Source organism: Paraliobacillus ryukyuensis, assembly GCF_003315295.1.
Lineage (GTDB): Bacteria > Bacillota > Bacilli > Bacillales > Amphibacillaceae > Paraliobacillus > Paraliobacillus ryukyuensis.
This window is the reverse complement of sequence record NZ_QNRI01000017.1, coordinates 1-22,198: the sequence shown is the minus strand read 5'-3', so window position 1 is coordinate 22,198 and position 22,198 is coordinate 1. Positions and strand designations below refer to the sequence as shown.

37 protein-coding genes are annotated in these 22,198 nt (G+C 37.3%); all 37 read right to left on the bottom strand.

The window, feature by feature from the left end; translation table 11 throughout:
* Window positions 1-854: phage tail spike protein (locus DES48_RS15215; protein WP_211318498.1), on the bottom strand; the 854-nt coding region annotated here is incomplete at its 3' end.
* Window positions 855-868: 14 nt separating this feature from the next.
* Window positions 869-2,299 (bottom strand): distal tail protein Dit, encoded by a 1,431-nt coding sequence (locus tag DES48_RS15210; RefSeq protein ID WP_170126251.1) that lies wholly within the window; start codon window positions 2,297-2,299, stop codon window positions 869-871.
* Window positions 2,300-2,310: 11 nt separating this feature from the next.
* Window positions 2,311-4,656: a phage tail tape measure protein gene (locus DES48_RS15205; protein ID WP_113870164.1), complete on the bottom strand. Its 2,346-nt coding sequence runs from the start codon at window positions 4,654-4,656 to the stop codon at window positions 2,311-2,313.
* Between the two features lie 5 nt (window positions 4,657-4,661).
* Window positions 4,662-5,300 carry a Gp15 family bacteriophage protein gene (locus DES48_RS15200; protein WP_113870163.1) on the bottom strand — a complete coding sequence of 213 codons (639 nt, stop codon included), beginning with the start codon at window positions 5,298-5,300 and terminating at the stop codon, window positions 4,662-4,664.
* A gap of 6 nt (window positions 5,301-5,306) precedes the next feature.
* Window positions 5,307-5,705 carry a hypothetical protein gene (locus DES48_RS15195; protein WP_113870162.1) on the bottom strand — a complete coding sequence of 133 codons (399 nt, stop codon included), beginning with the start codon at window positions 5,703-5,705 and terminating at the stop codon, window positions 5,307-5,309.
* A 40-nt stretch (window positions 5,706-5,745) separates the two neighbouring features.
* On the bottom strand, window positions 5,746-6,048 hold the full coding sequence (locus DES48_RS15190) for a fibronectin type III domain-containing protein (protein ID WP_170126250.1): 303 nt from the start codon (window positions 6,046-6,048) through the stop codon (window positions 5,746-5,748).
* Window positions 5,999-6,469, bottom strand: a complete 471-nt coding sequence (locus DES48_RS15185; protein ID WP_245911497.1) for a phage tail tube protein — start codon at window positions 6,467-6,469, stop codon at window positions 5,999-6,001. The genes DES48_RS15190 and DES48_RS15185 overlap by 50 nt, the downstream gene beginning before the upstream one ends.
* 12 nt (window positions 6,470-6,481) lie before the next feature.
* On the bottom strand, window positions 6,482-6,871 hold the full coding sequence (locus tag DES48_RS15180) for a phage tail terminator protein (RefSeq protein WP_113870160.1): 390 nt from the start codon (window positions 6,869-6,871) through the stop codon (window positions 6,482-6,484).
* Window positions 6,872-6,882: 11 nt separating this feature from the next.
* A complete protein-coding gene (locus DES48_RS15175; protein WP_113870159.1) occupies window positions 6,883-7,227 on the bottom strand; it encodes a minor capsid protein in 345 nt (114 codons plus the stop codon).
* Complete coding sequence (locus DES48_RS15170) at window positions 7,228-7,572, bottom strand: putative minor capsid protein (protein WP_170126249.1); 345 nt, start codon at window positions 7,570-7,572, stop codon at window positions 7,228-7,230.
* A complete protein-coding gene (locus DES48_RS16040; RefSeq protein ID WP_170126248.1) occupies window positions 7,559-7,966 on the bottom strand; it encodes a head-tail connector protein in 408 nt (135 codons plus the stop codon). The genes DES48_RS15170 and DES48_RS16040 overlap by 14 nt, the downstream gene beginning before the upstream one ends.
* A gap of 14 nt (window positions 7,967-7,980) precedes the next feature.
* Window positions 7,981-8,325 (bottom strand): hypothetical protein, encoded by a 345-nt coding sequence (locus DES48_RS15165; protein WP_113870157.1) that lies wholly within the window; start codon window positions 8,323-8,325, stop codon window positions 7,981-7,983.
* Between the two features lie 21 nt (window positions 8,326-8,346).
* Window positions 8,347-9,327 (bottom strand): major capsid protein, encoded by a 981-nt coding sequence (locus tag DES48_RS15160; RefSeq protein WP_113870156.1) that lies wholly within the window; start codon window positions 9,325-9,327, stop codon window positions 8,347-8,349.
* Between the two features lie 25 nt (window positions 9,328-9,352).
* Window positions 9,353-9,928: a phage scaffolding protein gene (locus tag DES48_RS15155; protein ID WP_113870155.1), complete on the bottom strand. Its 576-nt coding sequence runs from the start codon at window positions 9,926-9,928 to the stop codon at window positions 9,353-9,355.
* Between the two features lie 166 nt (window positions 9,929-10,094).
* On the bottom strand, window positions 10,095-10,286 hold the full coding sequence (locus tag DES48_RS15150; protein ID WP_113870154.1) for a hypothetical protein: 192 nt from the start codon (window positions 10,284-10,286) through the stop codon (window positions 10,095-10,097).
* A 14-nt stretch (window positions 10,287-10,300) separates the two neighbouring features.
* Window positions 10,301-10,429, bottom strand: coding sequence for a hypothetical protein (locus DES48_RS16470; RefSeq protein WP_281269253.1), 129 nt, complete (start codon window positions 10,427-10,429; stop codon window positions 10,301-10,303).
* Window positions 10,430-10,452: 23 nt separating this feature from the next.
* Window positions 10,453-10,758, bottom strand: coding sequence for a hypothetical protein (locus tag DES48_RS15145; RefSeq protein ID WP_113870153.1), 306 nt, complete (start codon window positions 10,756-10,758; stop codon window positions 10,453-10,455).
* An 11-nt stretch (window positions 10,759-10,769) separates the two neighbouring features.
* Window positions 10,770-11,873, bottom strand: a complete 1,104-nt coding sequence (locus DES48_RS15140) for a phage minor capsid protein (RefSeq protein WP_113870152.1) — start codon at window positions 11,871-11,873, stop codon at window positions 10,770-10,772.
* Window positions 11,873-12,040: a hypothetical protein gene (locus tag DES48_RS16035; protein WP_170126247.1), complete on the bottom strand. Its 168-nt coding sequence runs from the start codon at window positions 12,038-12,040 to the stop codon at window positions 11,873-11,875. The genes DES48_RS15140 and DES48_RS16035 overlap by 1 nt, the downstream gene beginning before the upstream one ends.
* A complete protein-coding gene (locus DES48_RS15135) occupies window positions 12,024-13,529 on the bottom strand; it encodes a phage portal protein (RefSeq protein ID WP_113870151.1) in 1,506 nt (501 codons plus the stop codon). The genes DES48_RS16035 and DES48_RS15135 overlap by 17 nt, the downstream gene beginning before the upstream one ends.
* A 14-nt stretch (window positions 13,530-13,543) precedes the next feature.
* Window positions 13,544-14,848, bottom strand: coding sequence for a PBSX family phage terminase large subunit (locus DES48_RS15130; protein ID WP_113870150.1), 1,305 nt, complete (start codon window positions 14,846-14,848; stop codon window positions 13,544-13,546).
* Window positions 14,835-15,575, bottom strand: a complete 741-nt coding sequence (gene terS / locus DES48_RS15125) for a phage terminase small subunit (protein ID WP_113870149.1) — start codon at window positions 15,573-15,575, stop codon at window positions 14,835-14,837. Before terS ends, DES48_RS15130 begins: the two co-directional genes overlap by 14 nt.
* Window positions 15,576-15,766: 191 nt before the next feature.
* Window positions 15,767-16,252, bottom strand: a complete 486-nt coding sequence (locus tag DES48_RS15120) for a sigma-70 family RNA polymerase sigma factor (protein WP_170126246.1) — start codon at window positions 16,250-16,252, stop codon at window positions 15,767-15,769.
* Window positions 16,245-16,505: a hypothetical protein gene (locus tag DES48_RS15115; RefSeq protein ID WP_113870147.1), complete on the bottom strand. Its 261-nt coding sequence runs from the start codon at window positions 16,503-16,505 to the stop codon at window positions 16,245-16,247. Before DES48_RS15115 ends, DES48_RS15120 begins: the two co-directional genes overlap by 8 nt.
* Window positions 16,506-16,623: 118 nt before the next feature.
* Window positions 16,624-16,992 carry a hypothetical protein gene (locus DES48_RS15110; protein ID WP_113870146.1) on the bottom strand — a complete coding sequence of 123 codons (369 nt, stop codon included), beginning with the start codon at window positions 16,990-16,992 and terminating at the stop codon, window positions 16,624-16,626.
* The gene (locus DES48_RS15105) at window positions 16,993-17,220 is read right to left on the bottom strand and encodes a DUF3954 domain-containing protein (RefSeq protein WP_113870145.1); all 228 of its coding nucleotides are present in this window, start codon (window positions 17,218-17,220) and stop codon (window positions 16,993-16,995) included.
* A gap of 11 nt (window positions 17,221-17,231) precedes the next feature.
* Window positions 17,232-17,384: a hypothetical protein gene (locus DES48_RS16030; protein WP_170126245.1), complete on the bottom strand. Its 153-nt coding sequence runs from the start codon at window positions 17,382-17,384 to the stop codon at window positions 17,232-17,234.
* 141 nt (window positions 17,385-17,525) lie between these two features.
* A complete protein-coding gene (locus DES48_RS15100) occupies window positions 17,526-17,903 on the bottom strand; it encodes a DUF1064 domain-containing protein (protein WP_113870144.1) in 378 nt (125 codons plus the stop codon).
* Complete coding sequence (locus DES48_RS16025; RefSeq protein WP_170126244.1) at window positions 17,900-18,076, bottom strand: hypothetical protein; 177 nt, start codon at window positions 18,074-18,076, stop codon at window positions 17,900-17,902. Before DES48_RS16025 ends, DES48_RS15100 begins: the two co-directional genes overlap by 4 nt.
* Window positions 18,077-18,088: 12 nt before the next feature.
* Complete coding sequence (locus DES48_RS15095; RefSeq protein WP_113870143.1) at window positions 18,089-18,412, bottom strand: nucleoside triphosphate pyrophosphohydrolase family protein; 324 nt, start codon at window positions 18,410-18,412, stop codon at window positions 18,089-18,091.
* Between the two features lie 11 nt (window positions 18,413-18,423).
* Window positions 18,424-18,762: a hypothetical protein gene (locus tag DES48_RS15090; RefSeq protein ID WP_113870142.1), complete on the bottom strand. Its 339-nt coding sequence runs from the start codon at window positions 18,760-18,762 to the stop codon at window positions 18,424-18,426.
* A gap of 10 nt (window positions 18,763-18,772) precedes the next feature.
* Window positions 18,773-18,943 (bottom strand): hypothetical protein, encoded by a 171-nt coding sequence (locus DES48_RS16020; RefSeq protein WP_170126243.1) that lies wholly within the window; start codon window positions 18,941-18,943, stop codon window positions 18,773-18,775.
* A gap of 4 nt (window positions 18,944-18,947) precedes the next feature.
* Window positions 18,948-20,009, bottom strand: a complete 1,062-nt coding sequence (dcm, locus tag DES48_RS15085; RefSeq protein WP_113870141.1) for a DNA (cytosine-5-)-methyltransferase — start codon at window positions 20,007-20,009, stop codon at window positions 18,948-18,950.
* 338 nt (window positions 20,010-20,347) lie between these two features.
* Window positions 20,348-20,569 (bottom strand): hypothetical protein, encoded by a 222-nt coding sequence (locus tag DES48_RS15080; RefSeq protein WP_113870140.1) that lies wholly within the window; start codon window positions 20,567-20,569, stop codon window positions 20,348-20,350.
* On the bottom strand, window positions 20,566-20,832 hold the full coding sequence (locus tag DES48_RS15075) for a hypothetical protein (RefSeq protein ID WP_113870139.1): 267 nt from the start codon (window positions 20,830-20,832) through the stop codon (window positions 20,566-20,568). Before DES48_RS15075 ends, DES48_RS15080 begins: the two co-directional genes overlap by 4 nt.
* A 347-nt stretch (window positions 20,833-21,179) precedes the next feature.
* Complete coding sequence (locus DES48_RS15065) at window positions 21,180-21,608, bottom strand: hypothetical protein (RefSeq protein ID WP_113870137.1); 429 nt, start codon at window positions 21,606-21,608, stop codon at window positions 21,180-21,182.
* Between the two features lie 14 nt (window positions 21,609-21,622).
* On the bottom strand, window positions 21,623-22,198 hold a 576-nt coding region (locus DES48_RS15060; protein WP_113870136.1), incomplete at its 5' end, for an ATP-binding protein.

The following is a 22,198-nucleotide window of genomic DNA, read 5'->3' as shown; positions in this document are numbered from 1 at the left end:
TTAACGCGTTTCTCTAATTCATTTTCTGTTAATGTGTCTAAGCGTTCTTGCGTCATTTCTTGATCGGTTGATTGCGGATAGTAGACAGCATATAAATGCTTTAATTGTCCATTACTATCCTTCATGCCCCATCTTTGCAATGCTTGATAATCATATTTTAAAGACGTTTTCACATTCCCATCAGTATCCGCAGGACTAACACCTAATAATGCAGTAACGACACCACTAGATGTGCTTTTCCGCTCAATACCTAATAGATTGTAACCGAATGCAGCTTCAAAACCTCGCCAACGACCAACGCGCTCAAGCATATCAACATAGCGAACAATTTCACCGTTTTGAATCGCAATACGAAACTGTAATTCTAGGTTAAATTCACTTGCTATACGTTTCAAAAATGCGTATGGATTGGTATGTTCTTCAATCACAAATGTCCTCAATCCAGTATGTGCAATTTTGCCACGCTTCCATCCAGTGTCGATCAATGTATCATCTACATGTTTAGCAGCTGTATCTGTGCCGGTTGTTTTCGGATTAATTATTTTCGCTTTTTTTAATCGTAAATAACTTGCTGATGACCATACCGTTATGTGATGACTACCATTACTATTAAGCGCTTGTTTATGCTCATCAATAATAAACTCTGCGTACCCTACTTTGCGATCAGGTATAACAATACGGTTCTGATCGGCAATATGTTTAGAAAAAGAACGATCAGAAAAAGTCGTGAAATCAAACGTATCACGATTGTTTTGTAACTCAATCGTTCGTACATCGTTCCAATAGTTTTTCTCCGAAATGTAATCAACCACTAAACCACTTTGCTTATCGGTAAGATGAATTAAAGATTGCAATAATACTCACCCCCTTACTTATAAGTTGGTCTATAACGTAAATATCCTTGCACTAACCCATCTGGTAGTAATGCCAATGTATTTTGTCCCGGTTGGAGCGTGAATGGCGTTGCCCCAAAATCTTTTAGATCATTGCGCAACTCACCATTTATACGTATTTCTGGATCGTAATTCTGATTATCTCTATTATCAAATGTGATCATATCACCAGCTTGTGCAATATATGGTATACCCTCTACATCATTTAATTTAAAACAACGCATAAGCAATACTTCCATATCTTCTTCGTTCGTGTCGTAGAATTTCTGGAATGCTAACTGAACTTGCGATACTTGTTGCAGCACTTGATCGGATTCAAGCGTTCTTGTCCACTCTCTAAGTACGACACGACCAGAACCATCTTTAAGTAGTTGCATGATAAGTGTCCAGTTGTTTCCTTCTCGCTTGACTTTCATTCTTCCGTAAATATCTTCTAAGTTTTTCGGTAGCGTGAAATATTCTGTACGCTCACCATTTCCAATTTCCAGACAAAGTCCAAAATGATCATACCCGAACCACTTATCTTCTATCCACGCCCTGAATACTATATTGTTTGTGGCATCCAGTCCGTACATCTCAATACGCCCAACAGACCCTCCTAACGATTCCGCATAAAAACGAAATCCCATGTCCATTAAAAAATCTTGAACAGGTTCAGAAAGGCTATGTTTTTTTGCAGGGCCATACCATTCATAAGCGCCTGCATTTGGATCTGGAAAAATAGGATAGAATCCATAATTAGTAACGCCGAATGAGCCTTTAATATAACCTTCACCTATCACATCTGTATCTACCCAACCAAGCATAGCTTCCATATCATGATGAAAAATCTTTTCTTCTTTGTTTACTGGTGTTGTCGTAACATCTGTCGGTTGTCCAATGAGCATAAATTCATTTCCATCAGAAACCATTGCAAACGTAATAGGTGCTAATACTTCTAATTCAATTACTGGTTGTGCTTCTGCTGTACCGCTAACATCAATAATTGTTCCTTGATCTGTTAAACCTTCGTTTATTTCTTCGCCATATTTGCGCGGATCAGAGCAAATAATAGTAAAAGAACCCTTATGCATAAAAAAATATTCATTGCTTTCGTTTGACGCTTCCGTCCTTCCGTAATAAGTCATATTAGGTTCGTCCGGAAATACAATCGGAACATCTTCATCAACATCAAGTAATGCATTCAGTTCATCAATTTTAGTACGCAATTCTTCACGATTTAACGCTCTAACATTCACTTCAACTTCAATCAATTTAGCCGGTCGTTTCTTACCTTGCACATGAACCCCGTCCATACCAGGAACAGTAACTGTTTCTAAATCGTAATTATTAAAACCTCTTCCTCTAATCGCTATCACATCTAAATACTCGGTTAAATCGGTTCCATTAAATAAAAAAGAGCTCAATACCACACCTCCTATCTAAACGCTTCTTTAACGCGGTTATTCCTTTGGATATTTTCGTCTACGTATTCCCAAGTAATAGTTCCAACTTCTCTACCATCCATAACTACAGCTGACGGTTGGATAACAATCTTTCTTTCTTCTTGATTTGTTTTATATGGTCCTGTATGCTTAGCAGGAACAACTTGCTCGCCCTTGTGTATCATGGCTAGACCATCACTTTTAACAAGGTTTGTACCTACATCAAGGCTAGGTATGTTCGGTATGTTAGGGAAGCTAATAGAACCTCCACCTTTTCCGCCCATTCCCGGAACCCAATCTGGTATAGTCGGCAAAGGAATACTTAAGCCATTCAACGCATTAATCATTCCGTTTATTGCTGATATAACACCATTGATAGCACTTTTCACAGAACCGGTAATACCGTTCCATATATCATCAGTTGACGAACTAACACTATCCCATACACCACTGATAGTATCTTTGATTGTGTTAAAAGCATTTTTCACTTTAGATTTTAAAGTATCCCATACGCCAGTTACTGTTGATTTAATTCCGTTCCACATACTTGATGTGGTAGATTTAATAGTATTCCAAACATTACTTATTTTGTTCTTAACACTATCTACCGCACTTTTGACAACACTTTTAATTTTTTCCCATAAATCAGTAAAGAACGTTTTAATTCCGTTCCAAACTTTAGACGTTGTTTCTTTTATCCAGTTCCAAGCTGTTTCTACATTTTTTTTAACTGTATCGATGTACCATTTAAAAACACCAACGATGCTTTGCCAAACAACGGAGAAAAATTCTTTAACCTTATTCCAATTTTCTTCTGTCGTTTCTTTCGCCCAAGTCCACGCGTTTAGAAGTGTTTCTTTAATGGTATTCCAATTATCTGTTATCGTCTGTTTAATCCATTCCCATGTATCGGAAAAAAATTGAGATATTGCTCCCCATATTTCTATAGCCTTTTCCTTAACTGTGTCCCAATTTTTCCAAAGAAGCACACCTATAGTGATTAATAGACCGATAGCTCCGATAATTAATAACACAGGACCACTTGCTACACCGCCTATAATAGGTCCAATTATTTTGAATAAACTAATGACAGGTCCTAGCGCTGTCATGATACTTGATATTGCACTTACTAGTGTACCGATAACGACAATTATTGGTCCTAACACCGCCGCAATCGCACCGAATATAACCATAGCTTTTTGAATATGCGGTGATAGGTCTTGAAACCATTCAGCAAGACTTTGAACACCTTTAATTAATGGAGGTAGATATTCTTCCGCTATATCTAGCAAAATCTCGCCAGTAGGTTTTAACGCTTCCCCTGTGTTTCTTATTAAACTTTGAAATCTCTGTCCGAACGCTTCTTCTTGTGAATCTGTTATATCTTGCATAGCACCATCTACATTTTCAATTTCCCCCTCAACGTTACCCATCGCAATGATAGCATCAGCGCCCATATCCTCAAATTTCGTTCCAAAAATCTCTGGACCAATTGCATTAACGGCTGTCTTGTCCATTTCTGACAAGTCACCAGTTACAGCATCCATAACCTCAGCTGTGGTTGCTTCTCCGTCTTTCCAATCTTGGAACAAGTTCTGTGTCTCTTTTGAAAGACTTCCGATAGCTTCTTCTGCTGTTCCATCATTCAAGCGAACGTTAAATTCTTTAACGGTATCATTCAAGTAATCTAAGTTATAAGCTCCCTCGTCTGCACCTTTTCTTAGCAGTTCAAAATATTCTTGTGTGCTGTAACCCATGTCAGCAAATAACGGACCGTATTCTGATATGTTATCCAGTAACTCCTCCGAAAAGTTCAATCCGTTTTTTGAACCCCAAGCGATCATGTCAAAAGCACTTTGTGAATCCTCACCAAATTCACGCATCAACGTAGAACCTGCTCGAGCAACCCAGTTAACATCTTCACCCAATGTTTTTGCCAAAGCCATTGCATCGGTTGTGACAGTTTCTAGATCCGATGCATCTACTAAATCTTGAAAGTTATTTTTTACATCAATAACAGCCTGTGACGTATCTTCTAAGCTTTGACCAAAACCTTTTTTATAGATATTGTTTGCCACTTCTGTAAGTTTTTCAGCTTCATCTGCAGATACGTTTAAGCCTTGCTGTATTTGTCTATTAGCATTGTCAAAATCTGTTGCTATTTTTAATGCGATACCACCAACAGCTAGTATTGGAGCAGTAACATACTTACTCATGTTACCGCCAATTTTTTTCATCTTTTTTGATGTGCCTTCAACGCTCTTTTGTAAATCCGATAAACCTTTTTCGGCTCCTTTTTTGTTAACCGTCGTGTCAATCGTTATGCGTCCATCTGCCAATTATCTCACCTGCCTTTCTCGGCTGAGGCTTTGAAAATTCTTGCTACATTATCAAACGTGCTATTAATTTGGTTTTCTATCGCTTCGTTGGATTTATCTAAGCTGTAGAACTGTTTAGCTTTAATTAAATTGGAACGCTCTTTCATGTTGTGCTTATTAGGCTTAGGTAGTGGATCAGTACGTATCTTAACTACCTGTTTAAACACCGTTTTCTGACTTAAGTTGTTAAACAAAGCAATAAACTTGTTCCAATGCATTAATCCTTGTTGCTCAAATAAATCAATGTTGTAGTCATATAAAAAAGATGCGTAAATTAACTCCGCATCTTGAATAAAATCATGTGTTTTTTCAGTTGTTTGTTGTGCTTCTTGATCTGGATACTGTTCGTGTTGTTCCTTCATGTTGTCTTTAGCTATTAGTTCTGTAAGTATCTTCTCAATTGCTTGCGCTTTTACGTTAAAATCTAACTCTTGGTCGCAATCAATCACTAAATTATCAAACATTAGGTTAATCTTGTTAGCGTTTGAAACCGTTTGATCAGCTTGTAATTCATACACGCGCAAAATATTATCAAAAGTAAAATCTAGGTTGTACGTAATACCGTTGATCTCAATCGTATCTTCAAAGTAATCCGTTAGTCTCATGACTTATCACTTCTTGCGTTTGGTTTTATATTTAGCAGCTACTTCACTATTAGCCAATTCAGTTTTTGAACCCATCCACTCTATTAATTGATCGCAAACACGCACTAGATTAAAAGATGATCTCCCACAAGCTTCGAACACTTCATCAAATGATCCTTTACCAAAGAATGTTTCAATAAAATCTTTAGCAATATCATTACTTTCTTGTTTCATTTGTTCTACTTCTTCATCACTTAAATTTTCAATATCTTTAGCAGCAAATTCTTTTGATTTTTCAGCGTACTTCTTAGCTTGTTCATGGTATTTCTCAATGCTCGCATCATCGTAATAAACGTTATATACCCTGTCGCCAATCTCAATTTCATCATAGTTGCTACTTTGTACATCAAACGTAATCTTAGCCATATAATCACCCTTTCATATAAAAAGGGCAGCCGAAGCCACCCTATGCTGTTGTAGTTGCAGTAACTGTTGTAGATGCTTCTGATTCTGTTCCGTAATCGCTATTTAGAGCAGTTACGTAAAAATCATAGCTTGTTGATGCTGTCAATCCAGTTACTTGATATGTTGTATCTGTTACCTGTGCAACCTCTGCCCCATCTTGATATACTTTGTAACCGTCAGCTTGGCTTACCGCATCCCACGTTAAATCTACAGTAGTTGCAGTCTCGTTAGGTGCCGTAAGGTTGACGGGCGCATTAGGGTGTAGGCGGTGTATATGTTGGTTTACCGTTGAAATGAATTTCAAAAGAAACCTCACCTTTTGCTCCAGCGTCACCAGATGGACCCGAAATATTAGCGATAGTGATGTCACCGGTAAAAGTTCCTCCGTTTGGTTCTATCCATTCAAAGTTCGTTCTTCTACCGTTACCTAATTCTAGTTGTGTACCAAATATAAAATCTTGCGCCGGATCTCCGTAATAACGATGGCCAGTATACGCCAACGTCATTTGTGCTCCTATTACATCGGTTGTACCGTAACCATTGCCATCTATATAAATGGTTTGGTCTAGCTCTTCATTGTTACCTGGCTCAACGTTGTTAATACCAGGGCCTAATGGCGCCATTGTTTCCGTTTCTTGATCTGGTGTTGTATTAATGTTGAATTGATGAGCAAACATCATTTCAAATCCTGCAAAAAACTGAATATTTAAACGTAATTGCTCCACTGTGAAACCTCCCTATTTAATCTCTAATTCAGCGTTAAAAATCGCTGTCCAAAGCACACCATAACTTGTTTCTTGCACAAAGTTAGGTGTTGTCGTGCATTGCATTGAAACCAAATTAAAAGAGCCATCACCAGAAGTGATCGCTCCGTTAGTTAAGTTCTCATATGTGCTTCTTAGTTGCTCGATTTCGTTGTAACCGATTGTATTATCTTTGTGGTGTACTAATAGCTGAAAGCTGAACGGATAGATATAGCCTTTCGACATGTACCGCTCATTAATATTGTTCGGCGATGGTCTGATCGCAACACTGTTTCCGTTTTTGTTATACAGACCAATGTTAATGGTAGAAGGTGTAAAAGCAAGACCTTCCATGTGACTTTTTAACCTAATCAAAAAATCCACTTTTACACCTCCTAGAATCCTTGTTTAAACGCTTCTTCTGCTCCCTTTATCCAATCATCAAGGTTTTGTGCCTTCGCTTCTTCAAACCACAAACCTCTAGCGTTAGGATTTTTGTCCTTACTAAAGTTGTACTGTGGATTATAGTAAAGCCTTCTAGCGTATACTTCTTGCCACGACACTTGGCCACTACCTATTTTTGTATGAGTAATCCCACTTTCTTCTAAATAACCATGATCTTTTGGTATATAAAAATTAGAATCTTTTAGCACTTCATTATCAATAAATTTCTGTGATAACATCGAAGCTTGTTCCATTTTTTTATCTATATCAAACCATTCAACTTTAACGTTTAACATTTATACCAACTCAATCTCTAGATGATGAAATTCGTCGCTAAATGTACTAATACCTTTCACGCTTGAAGCTTCTCGTTCCACATCATTAAAAATAAACTTATCTCCCGCTTTTACGCTTGGAAATAAACTAGAATTAACTCGATCAATAAACAAAACGTGATTAGCTTGTACACCTTGACTATCTGAACTTCTGTTCATGGAGGTTGTTGGTTCAACGCGAACATTAGAAATAGTTTTCGGTTCTGAACGACCATCATTCCATCCGTCTCCTTCTTCTGGTTGGGAACTTATATAAATAACTTCATGAACTAAAACTTTCTTAGGTATCGGTTTAATAGTAGGCACGATGCACCACGTCCAATCCTCGGTATAATAATCCGGTTGTACGCAAGTATTCCAAAGCATTAGGACTAATCCTGTTAGCCTGTTTACTAGATTGATTGTTATTACCTTCTTGATAAGAAAAAGAACCAATAGACACGTTAGAAACCCCTTCTCCCGCATCTAATTCAGCAGGATTTCCTTTCACTACATAAAATTCTATTTGTGCAGCAGTAGCTTTCTTTACTTGATCTTGAATAAAGGCTGCTAGGTTCTCGAATTGGTATTTAGCAATAACATAGTTAGTCACTTGATCGATTAAATCACTAGCACGTCGAACATATTTATTAAATGTTTGCTCGTCTACTTCTTCGCCTTGAAATTCGTCTGTGTAATATGTGTAATCAATGTAAGGCATAATAAAAGCACCCCCTATTTAGAGGATGCTTTCAATAGTTCGATTAGAGATTCTTTGTTGTCGCTTGATTTGTACTCGATCTCTAATTCATCTAATCGAGCTTTAATTTCATCTTTGTTGTATTGTTCGTCAATTGCTTCAGCAGATAAATTTTCCGTTTCAAATTTTGGCTCAAGATCTCCCAAGTCTTCTTCTGGTTCTTGTGGGTTTTCTGAATCCTGTTGTTCTTCAACTTCATAACCTTTGCTCTTGAACCATTGCAAAAGCCATTCATCTTCTGTTTCCGCTTCACCTTTAACAAAATGTAGGGAAGCGCTAACCCCTGTAAAATCGGGGTTAGGTGCTATAATTTTAGCCATATGGTATAACTCCCTTCTTTACTACTGAACTTTAATGTTTCTGAATACTCCTGCTTTTCGAGTAGCTTTTAATGCTACCGCCGCAACCATTTCAACCTCACCAGTTTTAACAGCGCCAGGTCGATTCATGTCTGGTAAGAATGTACGAATTACACCATTTCCTGTTGGTGAAACGCCATGGAAGCCATCAAGACCTAATCCTACTGCATATAAGTCTGTTAACCCGGTTTGTTCTGTACCTACCGTACGTGTTTCAATACCAACTGTAGGAACAGTGTTAGAACCATCGTAGAAATAACCTAAATCCATCAACGGAATACCGTCGTAACCACTAACAGTACGGCCAAACGCATCTTCTGTCTGCGTTAAATACCCCGCTCTGCGTGCTACGGATTTAATTTTAGTAATAAGCTTGCTGTTACCCATAAGCATAGAAGGGCGTCCGTCTAAATCAGCTAAGAAATTATCTAATTCATCAAGGAACGCAAACTTATTGTTTGTTAAGCCAGATTCGCTTGAAAGGTCGATTACAGAATCAGTATTTAATTCTGTGCTAGAACCTGTCAAAGCCTTATCTAGTCCATCAAAAGCGTTTGAATCAACAGCAGAATCACCGTTAATCACTGTATAGTGGAACAAGTTAGATGCTCCTAAAATCTTTTGTTGCAACTGGAACTGCATTTCGTTAATTTGACCGCTTGTGTCTTGGATTACGCGGTCAACATCGAAAGAACCACCAAAGATAGCAAGTTCAACCGCTAATTTCTCGCGTGCTGCTTCGTTTGAGCTATATTCGTTGTTTAAAGCGCGGAATCCGGCGGTTGACGGTGTTTTCAATCGGGTGTAACCATACGTTAATGTGCTACCACCTGTACCTGGTGAAACTGCATTATCAAAAGTTAATTGGTCTAATAAAAAAGACGACCTACGAAATTCGTCGATCACCTGTTGGTCTACTTTGTCAGCCATGCCGACTTTTGCTTGTTCTAATGTTACTGGCATTTACAATCACTCTCCATTTGTTTTTTTATTTTGTGAATTTTTGTGCTAGTGCTTCACCTAACGTAGACGGTTCACCGGCACCACTTTGTTTTTGATGTTGACCTGTTGTGAAGTTAGGCTTAGGTGGATCTTGCTGTTCTTCTTGAAACAGATAAGGGTCGCTTTCTTTGATTGCGTTTAACTGTTCCTCTAAACCTAGTAACTTATCACCATCAAGTTTAATAGCTTCGGTGTCCAACAAAGCCTTTACAGCTTTAGGGTTACGAACCTTATTAGCAGATAAAGCATCTTTCAAAGAATACTCAAAAGACTGTTGCTTTAACTTATTCTCGTATTCCTCTGTAGCTTTTTGGTTTGCTTTTTTGAGGTCGTCCAATTCTTTTGTTAATTCTTCGTTGCCTTTAGCTTTTTCTGACAAGTCATTGATCTGTTTGTCTCGATCGCCAACTTGTTTTTTATAATCGTTTTTTTCTTGATTAACAGCATCGAACTTATCTTTAGGAATATAACTTCCATCAGACACAACAGCTATCTTGTTATCACCTGCTTTTTCTTCAACTTGTTTATAAAGTTCTTCTCCCAATAATTCTTTTAAATCCATGTATCTCACTTCTCCTTTATTAATGTTTTTTGGCGTGTTACACCTCACGCAAAAGGTTACGCTTAGTTTTACCCCAAACCTTTAAAAAGGGCATAATAAATAAGCTTGTTTAATGTCTATTGCTCAAAGACAAGTCAATATATGACCATCAAGATAAATGATCACCTTACCTTTCTGCTATATCAGCAAAAAACTCTATTCCGTTATCGCGCAAAATAACATTAAGGTTAGTAACATCAATTTCTTGGCCATTTGGCTTCAAGAATATTTTCTCCCAATCTCCATTTCTGTGTTTTACAGCTGTACCCCAACTATATTCAAACACCTCATATGGTTTTAATTCTGTTAAGCTTGGCATTGCTAACCGCCTTCCTAACCAAAGTATTTAGGTTCGTTTTTCTTTTCTAACTCTTGCACACGCATCACCAATTGAATAACCATGCTTTCCAAATGATCGTGACTTTCTTTCAACTCTTTGAATTCTTTTTTAGATACTGGCAAGTGATCACCTCCTGTTTTTAAAACTAATAGCCATAAAGTTTTTTTCTAAAAAGCCTTTTGATCCACCATATTTCAAACTGAATTCTAGTTCTTTCTAAATTATATAAATGATGATGTTTTAATCTTGATCTTTCGGATGTTCTTTTTTCGATTTCTTTCATAATGGGAGTAATCTTTGAGTATTTATCAAACTTGCTCGTTCGATCCCTATTAGGCATATCATCAAAATATTTAGGTTTTTCTCCGAGTCTTGAATCCCATTCCCAACCGTTTAAATTGCAATGTATTTCAATCATGTCCTGTTCTGACATTCCTTTTAAACATTCCACATTATCACTTCCTAGCTTATTTGCTCTCGATTTCTGCGACGTGTTCTGTTGGTCGATTTTATAAACTGGCGCATATTATCCTGTCTGTTTAAAATCTTGCGTTGCGCTCTTTCTATTCCTTCTTTATCGCCTAATTCTTCAAGCATAGCTTTTTCACGTTTGGCATAGCGTATTTGTCTTTCAAGATAACGTTGTTTCTGACTACGCTCATATGCCTTGTCATTAACTTCTGGATCTCTTGGTTTGTAACGTTGTTTAGATATACCTTCAATGTATACGTATTGTACATGGCCACAGTTAATACCGAATAATCCGTCCGGTTCACCTATACTAGTGCTGCCGAGAGCAGGATACCTCGGATGGTTACCCGACCTACTAAAAATACGCCCTTGATAAGGCGCGCATTTCGGTCTTGCTCCACTATGGCTAGATATTTCAACCAGATCATTGCCGTATTCATCAAATCTAGTTTCTTGCATATCATTAGCAACGTTATTGCTAGTTGATCTCATTACCGTACTAATATAAGCTTCACTAGACCACCGTTTTCCTGATTTATCTATCAATGCAGGTGTGCCTGTTTCCGCCCATTCGATAACTGTTTTTCGTAATGCTTGTTGTGGCGTTGATGCACCAGATAATACTTCACCTGTTGTTCGATTGATTATATCTAAATAAGCTTGCTCTGATTGATTTAACATTGTTGAATTGACAAGGTTTAATGTTTCTCGCGATTGTCTCTCGTAACTTTCTAATATAGATGCAATAGCGCTACTTTCTGCAACTGGTGGAGCTTCATTCAGCAAACCTTCTTTAGCAGCGCGTTTTAATATGTTTTCGTTATCCTCAATCATGTTATATCCCGCTTTTTCAAGTGCTTTTCGCACTTCTTCAATCGTTTTACCAGACTTGCTAGACATAAATTGTATATTTTCCTGCGATAATCCTTCTAATTCACTCAAAGCCTGCACTTGCCAAGATTGAATGTTGTCCTCTGTAAGCAAAGAATTATGCTTTGCTAGCCTTTTAGCAATGTTCAGTAGTATTTGCTCCTCAATACCTAGATAAACGTCTGTAACAGGTTGCGAAAGGTTCTGTAGTTCTCGCTTGTCCATCAGCTATCATCTTCATTAACTTTAATAATATTTTTTGTTTTCGATTTGCTGGGTGTGCTATTTTTCGCAGGTTCCACCATTTCTCCCGCGTGTATTATAGCTAACCCACTATAATGCACTAGGTCTTTTCCAACAGTAAGACTAGAAATTTCAGGAATTTTGTTCATTATTCCCACCTCCAGTTCCAAAAAAGTCAACCGATTCAGCGCCAACCGTTGCGTTTTCTTCGTTAATCTCTTGAATCCACCGTTTGGCTTCTTCTTCTGATATTCCATAATACTTAGCAATAATCTTATATTTAGGTTTCATCTTGTTAGTAAGTTCTATAATTGCTCGATTTAATTCGGCTTGTTTATCCTCTGCTACCGAATCATCAAACGCTACAGATACCTCAATATCATCTGGAGCAGTGTATATGCCATAAATGCTAGATAATTCTAAAATAGCATGTACTAATTCTTGTAATCCTGCTTCTATGATTGTTTCGTGTGCCTTCTTCGTTTTGAATGTCTTAGATTGTTCAGAAACAACCTCTGTTGCAGTTTTCATAGACTGTCCATCAAAGGTAAACGTTCCTGTACTAAAGCCAGTCTGTGTTGCTAATAGGTTTAATGCAGCGTTGATTGCACTTATGTGTTCATCAACACGTAATTCGATTTTAATATCTTGAATAGTACTGGCGTCTTGATCGAAGTCCATCGCTTCGTATGATTCGTCGTTTGCATTAAAATAACGGTGCATATTTCCTGTATTAGGATCAACAACCGTTTTAACCATATGCGACGGTACCAATATTCTTTTTTTACCTAACTTAAATTCACGATGTAAGCTATCAAACATCGTATCTATCATTTTCAATGTATCAATAGCGTTAGCATAAACGCTAATGCCTAATGGCGATTGTGTGTCGATGTTATTTGCTATATTAGGTTTAAAGTAAGCAAATAATGATCTAGTAATTGGCGGCATCCCGAGTTCTTCCTCAATGCCAGCTAACTTAGGAACAGAATCTAAAGGTACCTTAATCCCTATATCCTCTGAATTGTTTTCAGACCTATACACTTCGTTTTTAACTGTATAAATACCATTGATCCAAAGGTGCCATTCTAAATGGGTGTACTTATATTTTCCTTCTCGCCATTCATCAACAAACACACCTTCTTTAATGCCTTCGTTACCGTATGATACAGGTATAAAGCAATCAGCAGTAACAAATGAAAGCTTGATTTTATCATCAACAACGTAAGGTTTAACAACCATACCGCCAGTCGAGAAGTTATATTCCAGATAATCTTGGAAAAGCTTATTAAACTTGTTGTGCTTTAGAACATCAGCAATATAATCTTGTGTGTTATCGTCATCAATATTAATCTCACATTTTTCATTGAATACGAGACTAGCCATTTCTTCCGATACTGTCTTCGGCATGTTCAGTGTCATCATACGCCTAACTTGCTTTCCTTTTTCTATGGTAAAGTATTCAACGTCGTGTACATCTTTGCTATAACCTTTATACAACGCTTTCCACAGATCAATGTTGTCGTACATTTCATCATTAGCGTAAATATCTTTATGTTGCGTTACTTTCTTAATGCCTTTTAACAGACCCATTTTATATAGCACCTCCCTTACCCTGCTTACTAATCGCTTGAACATGGTTTATCACCACCTTAATGTTTCAATCCTAATTTCCTTAAATTGTCGTTAACGTAATATTGGAACATATCGCATGTGTGATCATCTTCCTTAATAACTTGCGGATCATCTGTTTCTCTCGTTTCCTCTTTCCACTGATATTTCTTGTGCTCCTCGATAAATATCTTGTTATTAGGTGTATCTAAATAATAAAAACGACCTTGCGCTAACAGGTCGTGTACGTTATCAATCATATCTACTTTCTTTTTCTTCGCTATTGGATGTAATCTAATACCATAATCTAAGAATATTTGATTTCGCAAAGCACCTTCTGCGGAATCAATCGTTTCTTGATCAACATTTCTTTTATAAGTTTCAACAATACTTTTCCGCCATTCGTAAAAGTCTTTTGAAAGCTGACTTGGTGCTTTCTTATTAGCTTTATTGTGAGGTGAATAGTAATACGTATCCAACAATATAACGTTTTGCTTTTTCGTTAAAGCAAATGCTCCATGCGTTGTAGCTGATACTTGATGTCCTGTATCTGTCGAATCATCAATCAGTAATATATCATCATCGCTAGGAAGTTCCTGCAACGGTTTAAAATGCTCCATATTGTAAACATTTGTGCCAAGCCCAACTGGTTCACCTAAATAAAGATAACGATAATAGTCATAATCATTATTTTTTATACGATTAATGTCCTGGAGCATCTGTTCTGTAACGAATCCTAATTCGTCGTCCATGTAACTAGAGTTATGAACTAAATAGTTTTGTTCATGCTTTAAACTTTCTGACCACTCATTTATCCACGAATACGGATTTCTAGGAGGATTATAAGACCAAAAAAAGCGAACCATATCAACTAATGGATGCTTTTGTCGCATAAACGTTGTATTTGTTTGGTCAAATTCTTCCGCATCTTTAAATTCAGCAGCTTCTTCATACCAAACAGCGATAATGTTACCTATATCGTTTGATTTCAACTTTTGAAAGTCATCTTGTCCATAAAAATAAAACGTAGATCCAGTTGCCTTATGCGTTATTTTGAATGGCGATACAGTGCAATTAAAATCATCCGTTAAACCAAACTTGGTGATCGCCCACTGTATTTTCAAGTAAACAGAATCACGTATGGTGTTAGCAACCTTACGTATAACAACCACATTAGCCTTTTCACCTTTAGTCATAAGCAAAATCATCATATAAACGAGCAATAAAGCTATTACAGATGATTTAAAACTGTTACGACCACCGCGCAAAATGTTATACGGCTTTTTTGTTTTCCAAACTTTTTTAAAATGAGGATTAACCTCTTTTTGTATATCAATCATCTTCATCACTCCAACGATCAACAATAGTGATAGAAGTTGAATTTTGTTTATCGTCTTTTTCTAATTTGTCTACTTCCGCTTTCGTCTTATCAATGTTTGTTTGCATCTGCTCTAATTTCAGTTTACGCTCATCATCTTCATAAGATAATTCGTTGAATTGTTTGACCAAGTTGCGATATTCAGCCATCGCTCTTGTCTGCGCTTTTATATAAGATTCATATTGTTCATAAGCATAAGCGACTTTATAGCTGGTTGACGAACCTTCCATTCCAACTGATTCTGACGATACTTCGCTTAATGTTTCGGTCGGTTCTTCTACCCACATAACTTTTTGAAGTTGAATAATAGCAGAAAACTTAATTTCTATTTGCATCCACAATTGATCAGATATAGAGAATCCCTCGAAATCTTCCATAATCTCTTGTTGTGTATCGCTGAAATACTTGGCTCTTAGCCCATGCTTTCTAGCTGCGCTGTTTCGTTTGGTAAACTTCTTAACTGGATTAGGATTTCCGCTTCTGTTCTTCTGTTCTTTTCGTTTAGTAACGTTCCTTTTCGAATTAGTAACGTTACCTTTTACTTTATCGTTCCAATTATCCTGTGATTTCCACTTTCTAACTTGCGTATCAGCTACATCTAATTCTGCAGCAATATCTTTCAGTTTCTTCTCTCCGTTCGATTGTTTCCAGATCTCGAATGCTTTATCTCGTCTAGGATCTCTCTTTCTTGGCATTACATAACACCTACCCCCTTATATTCTCACTCCATCATCACAGAGCAGGAACTTAATCCTAATCATTTGCGCTCTGTAATCATAGAACGAAAAAAGACACTCGTAAGAGTGCCTCTATATTTTAAAGACCGAAGGTCTTACTAACTATGCAACATGTAGTGTGGTTTATATCCCTTTCCCTTTCATAAAAACTACGCTGTTATGGCATTTTTACGGCAAGATAATTTTTCTTTCGCTCTTTCTAAATAACTTTGTACTGTGCTGATCGCAACACCTAACTCGTTTGATATATCTTTATAACTCCATAAGTACGCTTCTCGAAATATAAACGCCTGTCTTTCTCTTGGCGATAAATCTCTTAACGCATCATAAACCAATTGCTTTTCATCTTCTGTCAGTTCTCTTTCTGTTGGTTTTATTTGTAGCGAAGGAAACAAGTCCATATCGTCCATTGAATTAACTTGATAAATTGAATTTTTTTCAATACCTCTTATCTTCCCTGGTTCTTTGCCGCTCTTCAACCATTCGATAACAAAAGACATTTCCGAAATCATACTATTGATGTGAGATTTATCGCTGTTCTCTAAGTCGGAATTACCTAATTCGTTGTGCATACCTTTCAACGCTTTACGTCCATCTTCATACTGTAAGATTAATGCATCTGCCCAATTATTCATCCCAACCAGCCCCAATCTCAAAAAGTTGTTGTGCATATCTGCTCTTTTTCACTGGCTTTGGTGGTAGCTTCTTCTTATCTTTACGCTCTGGACTAAGTATCATCTTGAAAGAAAATGGACTAAATTCTGCTTCACTTTCCTTTTCTCGCAATTCCTTCTGTAGTTTCGTATCAGCTATAATACGATCTTCCATTTCTTCAATACTCAAATTCTGTCCCAAATATGGATAGTAATCTCTCGTTTCAAACCTCATAACCATTACCCCCTAGTTAGTAATAAAAAGGACACAAACAGCCTGTTAAGCCATCTGTGTCCTCCGTTTCTCGGTCAGACTAAGTATTTAGTTGTTTCACAGTTTGTTGAACTATGTGCTAATCTTCCAATACATCTATAGGTTCATCGGAAACAAACATAGTTACTTCTTCATCTTCATGTTCTTGTAATATGCTAATTAGGTTGTGTTCTCCTACTTTTAACTCGTCGCTATCCATCGGAGTGTATTCGCTATATCCCCAACCACACATAACAAATAATTCACCTGTAAACGTTTTATCAGCAATGCCTACAGTTAACTTTGTGTCTGAGCTAAACGTGTCATCTATCTCTCTAACAACATCCTTATCTCCGATTCTTATAGCTCCATCTTCTTCTGCTAAACCAACTCGACAATCGTCACCTAACTCGACTTTCCCTTTAAAAATAAGCTTCATTTCCACCTGTCCTTTACTGTTTTTTGTCAACTACCTCTTATTCGTATAACTAACCCGATCGCCTTGTATCTCACCATTAGCCCAAGTAATTACGTTTTCTCCATAACCGCTAGCAGGCTTGTCTAATACAATTACTTCACCTTGCTTAACGATGATTGTTTTATCTTCTTGCGCGCTAAAATCTGCGCCATGATTAATTCCGTCTAAACTATTCAACCATCTAGCAAGTTTCTCGTTTGCGTTCTCACTTTTCGCCATGTTCATTCCCCCTAGAAGTAAAATAAAGTAACAATAAACCCTGCCAAACTCGCTAAAAACATAGCCAACATTTTATTGCTCAATTCTTTGTTCCTCTCTGCAAAAGTACCTAAAAACGATATAACAATAAAAATTAGTAGAATGATCTGAAATGCGACTGTCATCAAAAAACCACCTTCCCATGCTTCTTCGTAAATATATTTTCCTGCTTAATCTGTTCTTTTTTGTACCTTGCTCATATACGGTAAAGACGATTAACTGATCACGTTCGGTATTAACTGCTTTGTGTTCTGTGGTTCTGCGTATCACACCTCATACCACCCTTTGTATTTATTCCAAGCTAATACTTTTAACGGAACATCATGCTGATAATCAAATAGCTTACGTTTGAGCGCAAATTCTTTAGTGATGTGACCTTTTATATCTACAACTTCTATTGTTCCGTCAGAGCGCTCTATTTTAAAATCAGCGATGTATGTTATCTTTCTAGTAGTCTTTCCATTCTTTTTGAAGGAAGGCTGTAATTCAAACTTTGGCTGTAGGGAGAAGTCGACGATCTCCCCAGCCTTTTTTAATAGTTTTAGTTCTTGGTAGTATCTAGCTTCTAATTTGCTAGCAAACTTATGTCCATCTATTTCTACTTTTCTATTACCGTACTTACTCTTTCTGCGTTGTTTAATCATCTAACAACCACCGACACGATAAATGCAATAGCTGATAATGCGCCGAGAAACGATATACCTGTAATCCAAAACTGATAAATACGCTCTTTTTTGTCTCTTCTCTGAATTTCTTGTCTTAGATTGCTATTTTCGTATTCTAGCTTGTAATTCTTGTTTGCTGTGTTTGATGTCATTAATATCCCCTCCTACTCAACACGATTAATGCTTGCTTCTTGGCTAAATCCGTCCGGATACCGTTTCTTTAATTTTTCAATGTTTTCTTGAGCCACATCTTCTAATTCAAATCCCAATATACTGCAAAGTCCTGCAATGTAATGTAGTGTATCTCCTAATTCCTTTTTGATAGCCATACGATCTATGCCATGTCCATGAAACAACCATTTTTTAATCTCGTCCGCTACTTCTCCGCTTTCTCCAGTTAGTCCTAGAGCATAGTTAGCAGCATCTTTTCTCATATCTCTATTTGGTAATGTTCGTTTTGATAGTTCTTGAAATTCGTTCAATTGCATATTCCAACCTCCTATTTGTTTTGTAGTGCTTGACGCGCACTAATAATCGCTTTAATAAGTTTTTTCTGAGTAGCTAATTTAGAATCACCATCAAGATGTACTTCCTTTGCTATTTCCTCCAAAGCTTCCTCATACCGTTTGTTTTGTTCTAAAGCTAGATCGTGTTGTTCCGATAAATGCTCAAATCGTTCTTCTAACTCCTGCTTTTCTTCTGCTTGCTGTATAAAACACTCAACATAGTTAACAGGCATTAATACATGCGGTAAAAAATTAGCACTTTTAGTTTTTGTAATTATGACTTCACGCTTTGCTGTTGCGATGATATTCTTGATTCGTTCTTGATCTTCCATGTAATCACTCCTAAAAAAATTTATTTGCTGGCGCTTCTACCTTAATGTTCTTCGCCCTTCTAACAGTTAACTTCTTTTGTAGTTCTTCATACGTTAATCTTTCCACATCATAAAAACCATGCTTGGCTAACTGGTCGATAATATGGCTACGTTGGTAATCTTGTATTGTGCTAGGATTCATAGATTCACCCCAATTTCTTTGCTATTGCGTAAATCACATTAACTGTCACGCTGTTTCCTGCCTGCTTGTATAGTTGACTATCAGAATTAACTTCTTTGGCTTTATCAAACGCCCAATCCGGGAAACCTTGCAATCTCCAACATTCTCTTGGTGTTAGTTTTCTGATTCTGTATCCATCGCTTACCCCATGACGATCTTGACTAGTTAAAGTGAACATTGGTTCATTTGGATCTTTAATCCTTCTTCCGTTTTGTCTTTTATTTTCTCGTTCTGGAGTTAATACAGATTGATATATCTTGGGCTGTCTATTTCCACCCTCCATCGTAGTTAAGCTAGGGGAAATCCCCCCCGTATCGTATACACGCCGTATGTTTTCTTGACCTTTGATGTCCAGATGTCCGGCTAACTTTATCATTGTCATTCCACTATGGTTTCCTGCACTGTTTCCTCCTGCGGTAAATGTTCTAGCAACTGCGGCTTCTGTTGACTTTTCGAATGTAGAATGTTCATTAATTTCCGATTCGATAGGAAATATTTTTCTGGTACCTCCTCCTCTAAGATGTCCGATAATGAACACCCTTTCCCTGTTTTGGGGGACTCCAAAGTCTTTAGAGTTAAGCACTTGCCATTCCGCATCATACCCGATTTCATCCATGGTTCGGAGGATAGTCTCAAAGGTAATCCCTTTATCGTGGCTAAGCAGCCCTTTAACGTTTTCAAGGAATAAATAGCGTGGTCGGATGATATTTGCGATGCGTGCAATCTCAAAGAATAAAGTTCCTCTAGCATCATCGAATCCTCCCCGTTTCCCAGCAACTGAAAAAGCTTGGCATGGGAATCCTCCGCAGATAATTTCAATTCGTCCTTTATCTCTAATACATCGAATATCGTCGTCTGATATGGTTGTGATGTCATTTGCTGTCCATTCTCCTTTCGTGGCAAAAATAGATTCATAGCTTTTTCTTGCAAATTTATCTATTTCCACATAACCTACAGATTCGTGTCCTGCTTGTTCCATCCCCAATCGGAAACCACCAATTCCAGAAAATAAATCCAAGAATTTCATAGATTCACCCCGCTTCAACTAATATTCTTATGCCTAAAACCAAATGGTCTAATTGGTTTGTTTTCAATTACAGACATGTGTCTCAAGCAAAGAACAACCTCAAAACCATCGCATCTAAATATTTCAGATAACTGTTCAAAGCTGTAACCTTTGTTATACAAATCAACCATTTTGTCAGCGTACAATGGTCTTTCGTGGTTCAAATCGTCGTTCATTGGCGTGAACCTCAACAGCTTCAACCTCCTTCACAAATCCTATTCTCCTGCATAGTTCTGGATACTTTTCAAATACTGACCGCCTGTCTCCGTTTGGTCTTGGCGGGAAGAAGTATAGTCCGTTCATTCTCCTCCCTCCAATAACTCAGGATTATCAAATATAGTACCTATCTTTTTATTTTTGTTATCTGAATCGTGATAGGTTTCCCAAAACTTACCCTTTCCGTTAGTCTTTTCGATTGTTTTCTTCTTGTGACGGACAAATATCCCAATTCTTGTAGGATTGTCTTTACTAGCCCAACCATTTTCGATAATGTCACCAAATTTAAAGCGTTCTAGCTTCATTCCACTTCCTCCCCACTCATTAAAATTGAATAACCTGCTATATCATTCCAAGCACTCTCATTACCTCTATCACCGTTAGCGATTCTCATCTGCTTATCAAACGTTCTAGCAAGCGCTAAAACCTCTTTATATTGATTCGGTTGAATGCCATTTGGATAAAGTATCTTGAGAAAGTCACCACATTTAGCAAAAGAACTTCCGTATTGGTCATTCTTAACATCTACCAGTTCACCAATTCGTTTGCCTATTTGTTGGTATTTCATTTGGTCACTCCTAATCTTTAAGTAAAATCACCGCATATTAAACATTGTTTTCCGCACGGTTCCATAACAGCTTCTCCTGGAATGTGATGCCAGACCTCATCAACTATCGGATGATGACATTTTTTAACGAATGTTTTGAATCTCTCTTTGCTCCTTTTCATGTCGTAATGGCATTTAGGACATTCGATAAATTCACAAGCACTAACATAAGATCCAATTCCAACCACTTTGCGATCAATATAATAAATGTCGCTTTTATTAAACGGTCTGTTGCAGTAAGAACACGTTCGTTTTAATTTTCGACTAGCAATTTTTCGTTTCACACCATCACTCCTAAAATTGTTTAATTAACTCCACGTTCTATGCTTTTCTGCAATCCACTCCACTCCGTCGTAATCCTCAATTACGTACTCAACATCATCTGGAATCTCTACTATTTTTAATGATGAAACCCTTGTGTTTGCTTTCTCCCCTAATTCTTCGATAACTTTAACCAAGTCTTCGTCGTTACGTTCGATTTCCGGGGAATATAAATGGTCAAAGAGTGGGCTTTGATAGTTAGTTGCAACCTCATCACCAAAGTCTTTAGTAGTTGTGTAAGCAAATATCACATTATTATCATCTACTTCATTAGCTGTCTTTTTTAAGGCTAGTTTTGTTGGAATATCTTCTACGTAGTGAAATAAATTTTCTATTCCTTTTAGCTTCGCGTAGTATTCGATTGCTTTTCCGGATAAAGAAAAACCTCCGAATTTTTTATTGATTACAACTTTCATTTTTATCCATCCTCCTAAAACTGTTTTCTGCGGTAGTCGTTACCGTTTAATTTAATTGGTTGCGTGTTCTCCATGATGCGCGAAAAGTTGCGCTCGCCAACCCAATTATTCAATTCCTCGCTGTTTAAATTGGTTGTATAGATGGTTGCCTTTCCTGCTCGATCGTCGATAATTTCAAACAGCTTTGCGATTGACCATTCAGACCGCTTTTCTGCCCCAATATCATCAATGACTAGCAAGTCCACATTTTTCATAGCGTTCATTAACTGATCTTCAGTTGGTCCATCGTTGTTATACGTGTCTTTAATCTTGGTTAGTAACTTTGGAAAGCTGATAAATACGCATGTTTTACCTTTTTCCATTAATGCTTTAGTGATCGCTACAGATAAGTGACTTTTCCCTGTTCCATATGTTCCGCTGAAAAGCAGGTTTCCTGTTCCGGTAAAATCAGCAACATAGTCCATCGCAGTACGTTTTGCATTCTGTTGTTGATCGTTAGTAGGTTCATAGCTTTCAAATGTTGCATTGACCAATGATTTATTTAACAGACTATGACCATCGAAGTGTTTAAGCATTTTTTCTAGCCTTAA

Bases quoted from the DNA above. Each gene is read 5' to 3' on its own strand.
- DES48_RS15200 (WP_113870163.1), bottom strand. From the start codon at position 5,300: ATGAGACTAACGGATTACTTTGAAGATACGATTGAGATCAACGGTATT.
- DES48_RS15195 (WP_113870162.1), bottom strand. From the start codon at position 5,705: ATGGCTAAGATTACGTTTGATGTACAAAGTAGCAACTATGATGAAATT.
- DES48_RS15175 (WP_113870159.1), bottom strand. From the start codon at position 7,227: ATGTTAAACGTTAAAGTTGAATGGTTTGATATAGATAAAAAAATGGAA.
- DES48_RS16040 (WP_170126248.1), bottom strand. From the start codon at position 7,966: ATGCCTTACATTGATTACACATATTACACAGACGAATTTCAAGGCGAA.
- DES48_RS15165 (WP_113870157.1), bottom strand. From the start codon at position 8,325: ATGGCTAAAATTATAGCACCTAACCCCGATTTTACAGGGGTTAGCGCT.
- DES48_RS15160 (WP_113870156.1), bottom strand. From the start codon at position 9,327: ATGCCAGTAACATTAGAACAAGCAAAAGTCGGCATGGCTGACAAAGTA.
- DES48_RS15155 (WP_113870155.1), bottom strand. From the start codon at position 9,928: ATGGATTTAAAAGAATTATTGGGAGAAGAACTTTATAAACAAGTTGAA.
- DES48_RS15150 (WP_113870154.1), bottom strand. From the start codon at position 10,286: ATGCCAAGCTTAACAGAATTAAAACCATATGAGGTGTTTGAATATAGT.
- DES48_RS15140 (WP_113870152.1), bottom strand. From the start codon at position 11,873: ATGGACAAGCGAGAACTACAGAACCTTTCGCAACCTGTTACAGACGTT.
- DES48_RS16035 (WP_170126247.1), bottom strand. From the start codon at position 12,040: ATGAACAAAATTCCTGAAATTTCTAGTCTTACTGTTGGAAAAGACCTA.
- DES48_RS15135 (WP_113870151.1), bottom strand. From the start codon at position 13,529: ATGTTCAAGCGATTAGTAAGCAGGGTAAGGGAGGTGCTATATAAAATG.
- DES48_RS15130 (WP_113870150.1), bottom strand. From the start codon at position 14,848: ATGAAGATGATTGATATACAAAAAGAGGTTAATCCTCATTTTAAAAAA.
- terS (WP_113870149.1), bottom strand. From the start codon at position 15,575: ATGCCAAGAAAGAGAGATCCTAGACGAGATAAAGCATTCGAGATCTGG.
- DES48_RS15120 (WP_170126246.1), bottom strand. From the start codon at position 16,252: ATGAATAATTGGGCAGATGCATTAATCTTACAGTATGAAGATGGACGT.
- DES48_RS15115 (WP_113870147.1), bottom strand. From the start codon at position 16,505: ATGAGGTTTGAAACGAGAGATTACTATCCATATTTGGGACAGAATTTG.
- DES48_RS15105 (WP_113870145.1), bottom strand. From the start codon at position 17,220: ATGGCGAAAAGTGAGAACGCAAACGAGAAACTTGCTAGATGGTTGAAT.
- DES48_RS16030 (WP_170126245.1), bottom strand. From the start codon at position 17,384: ATGACAGTCGCATTTCAGATCATTCTACTAATTTTTATTGTTATATCG.
- DES48_RS15100 (WP_113870144.1), bottom strand. From the start codon at position 17,903: ATGATTAAACAACGCAGAAAGAGTAAGTACGGTAATAGAAAAGTAGAA.
- DES48_RS16025 (WP_170126244.1), bottom strand. From the start codon at position 18,076: ATGACATCAAACACAGCAAACAAGAATTACAAGCTAGAATACGAAAAT.
- DES48_RS15095 (WP_113870143.1), bottom strand. From the start codon at position 18,412: ATGCAATTGAACGAATTTCAAGAACTATCAAAACGAACATTACCAAAT.
- DES48_RS15090 (WP_113870142.1), bottom strand. From the start codon at position 18,762: ATGGAAGATCAAGAACGAATCAAGAATATCATCGCAACAGCAAAGCGT.
- DES48_RS16020 (WP_170126243.1), bottom strand. From the start codon at position 18,943: ATGAATCCTAGCACAATACAAGATTACCAACGTAGCCATATTATCGAC.
- dcm (WP_113870141.1), bottom strand. From the start codon at position 20,009: ATGAAATTCTTGGATTTATTTTCTGGAATTGGTGGTTTCCGATTGGGG.
- DES48_RS15080 (WP_113870140.1), bottom strand. From the start codon at position 20,569: ATGAAGCTAGAACGCTTTAAATTTGGTGACATTATCGAAAATGGTTGG.
- DES48_RS15075 (WP_113870139.1), bottom strand. From the start codon at position 20,832: ATGAAATACCAACAAATAGGCAAACGAATTGGTGAACTGGTAGATGTT.
- DES48_RS15065 (WP_113870137.1), bottom strand. From the start codon at position 21,608: ATGAAAGTTGTAATCAATAAAAAATTCGGAGGTTTTTCTTTATCCGGA.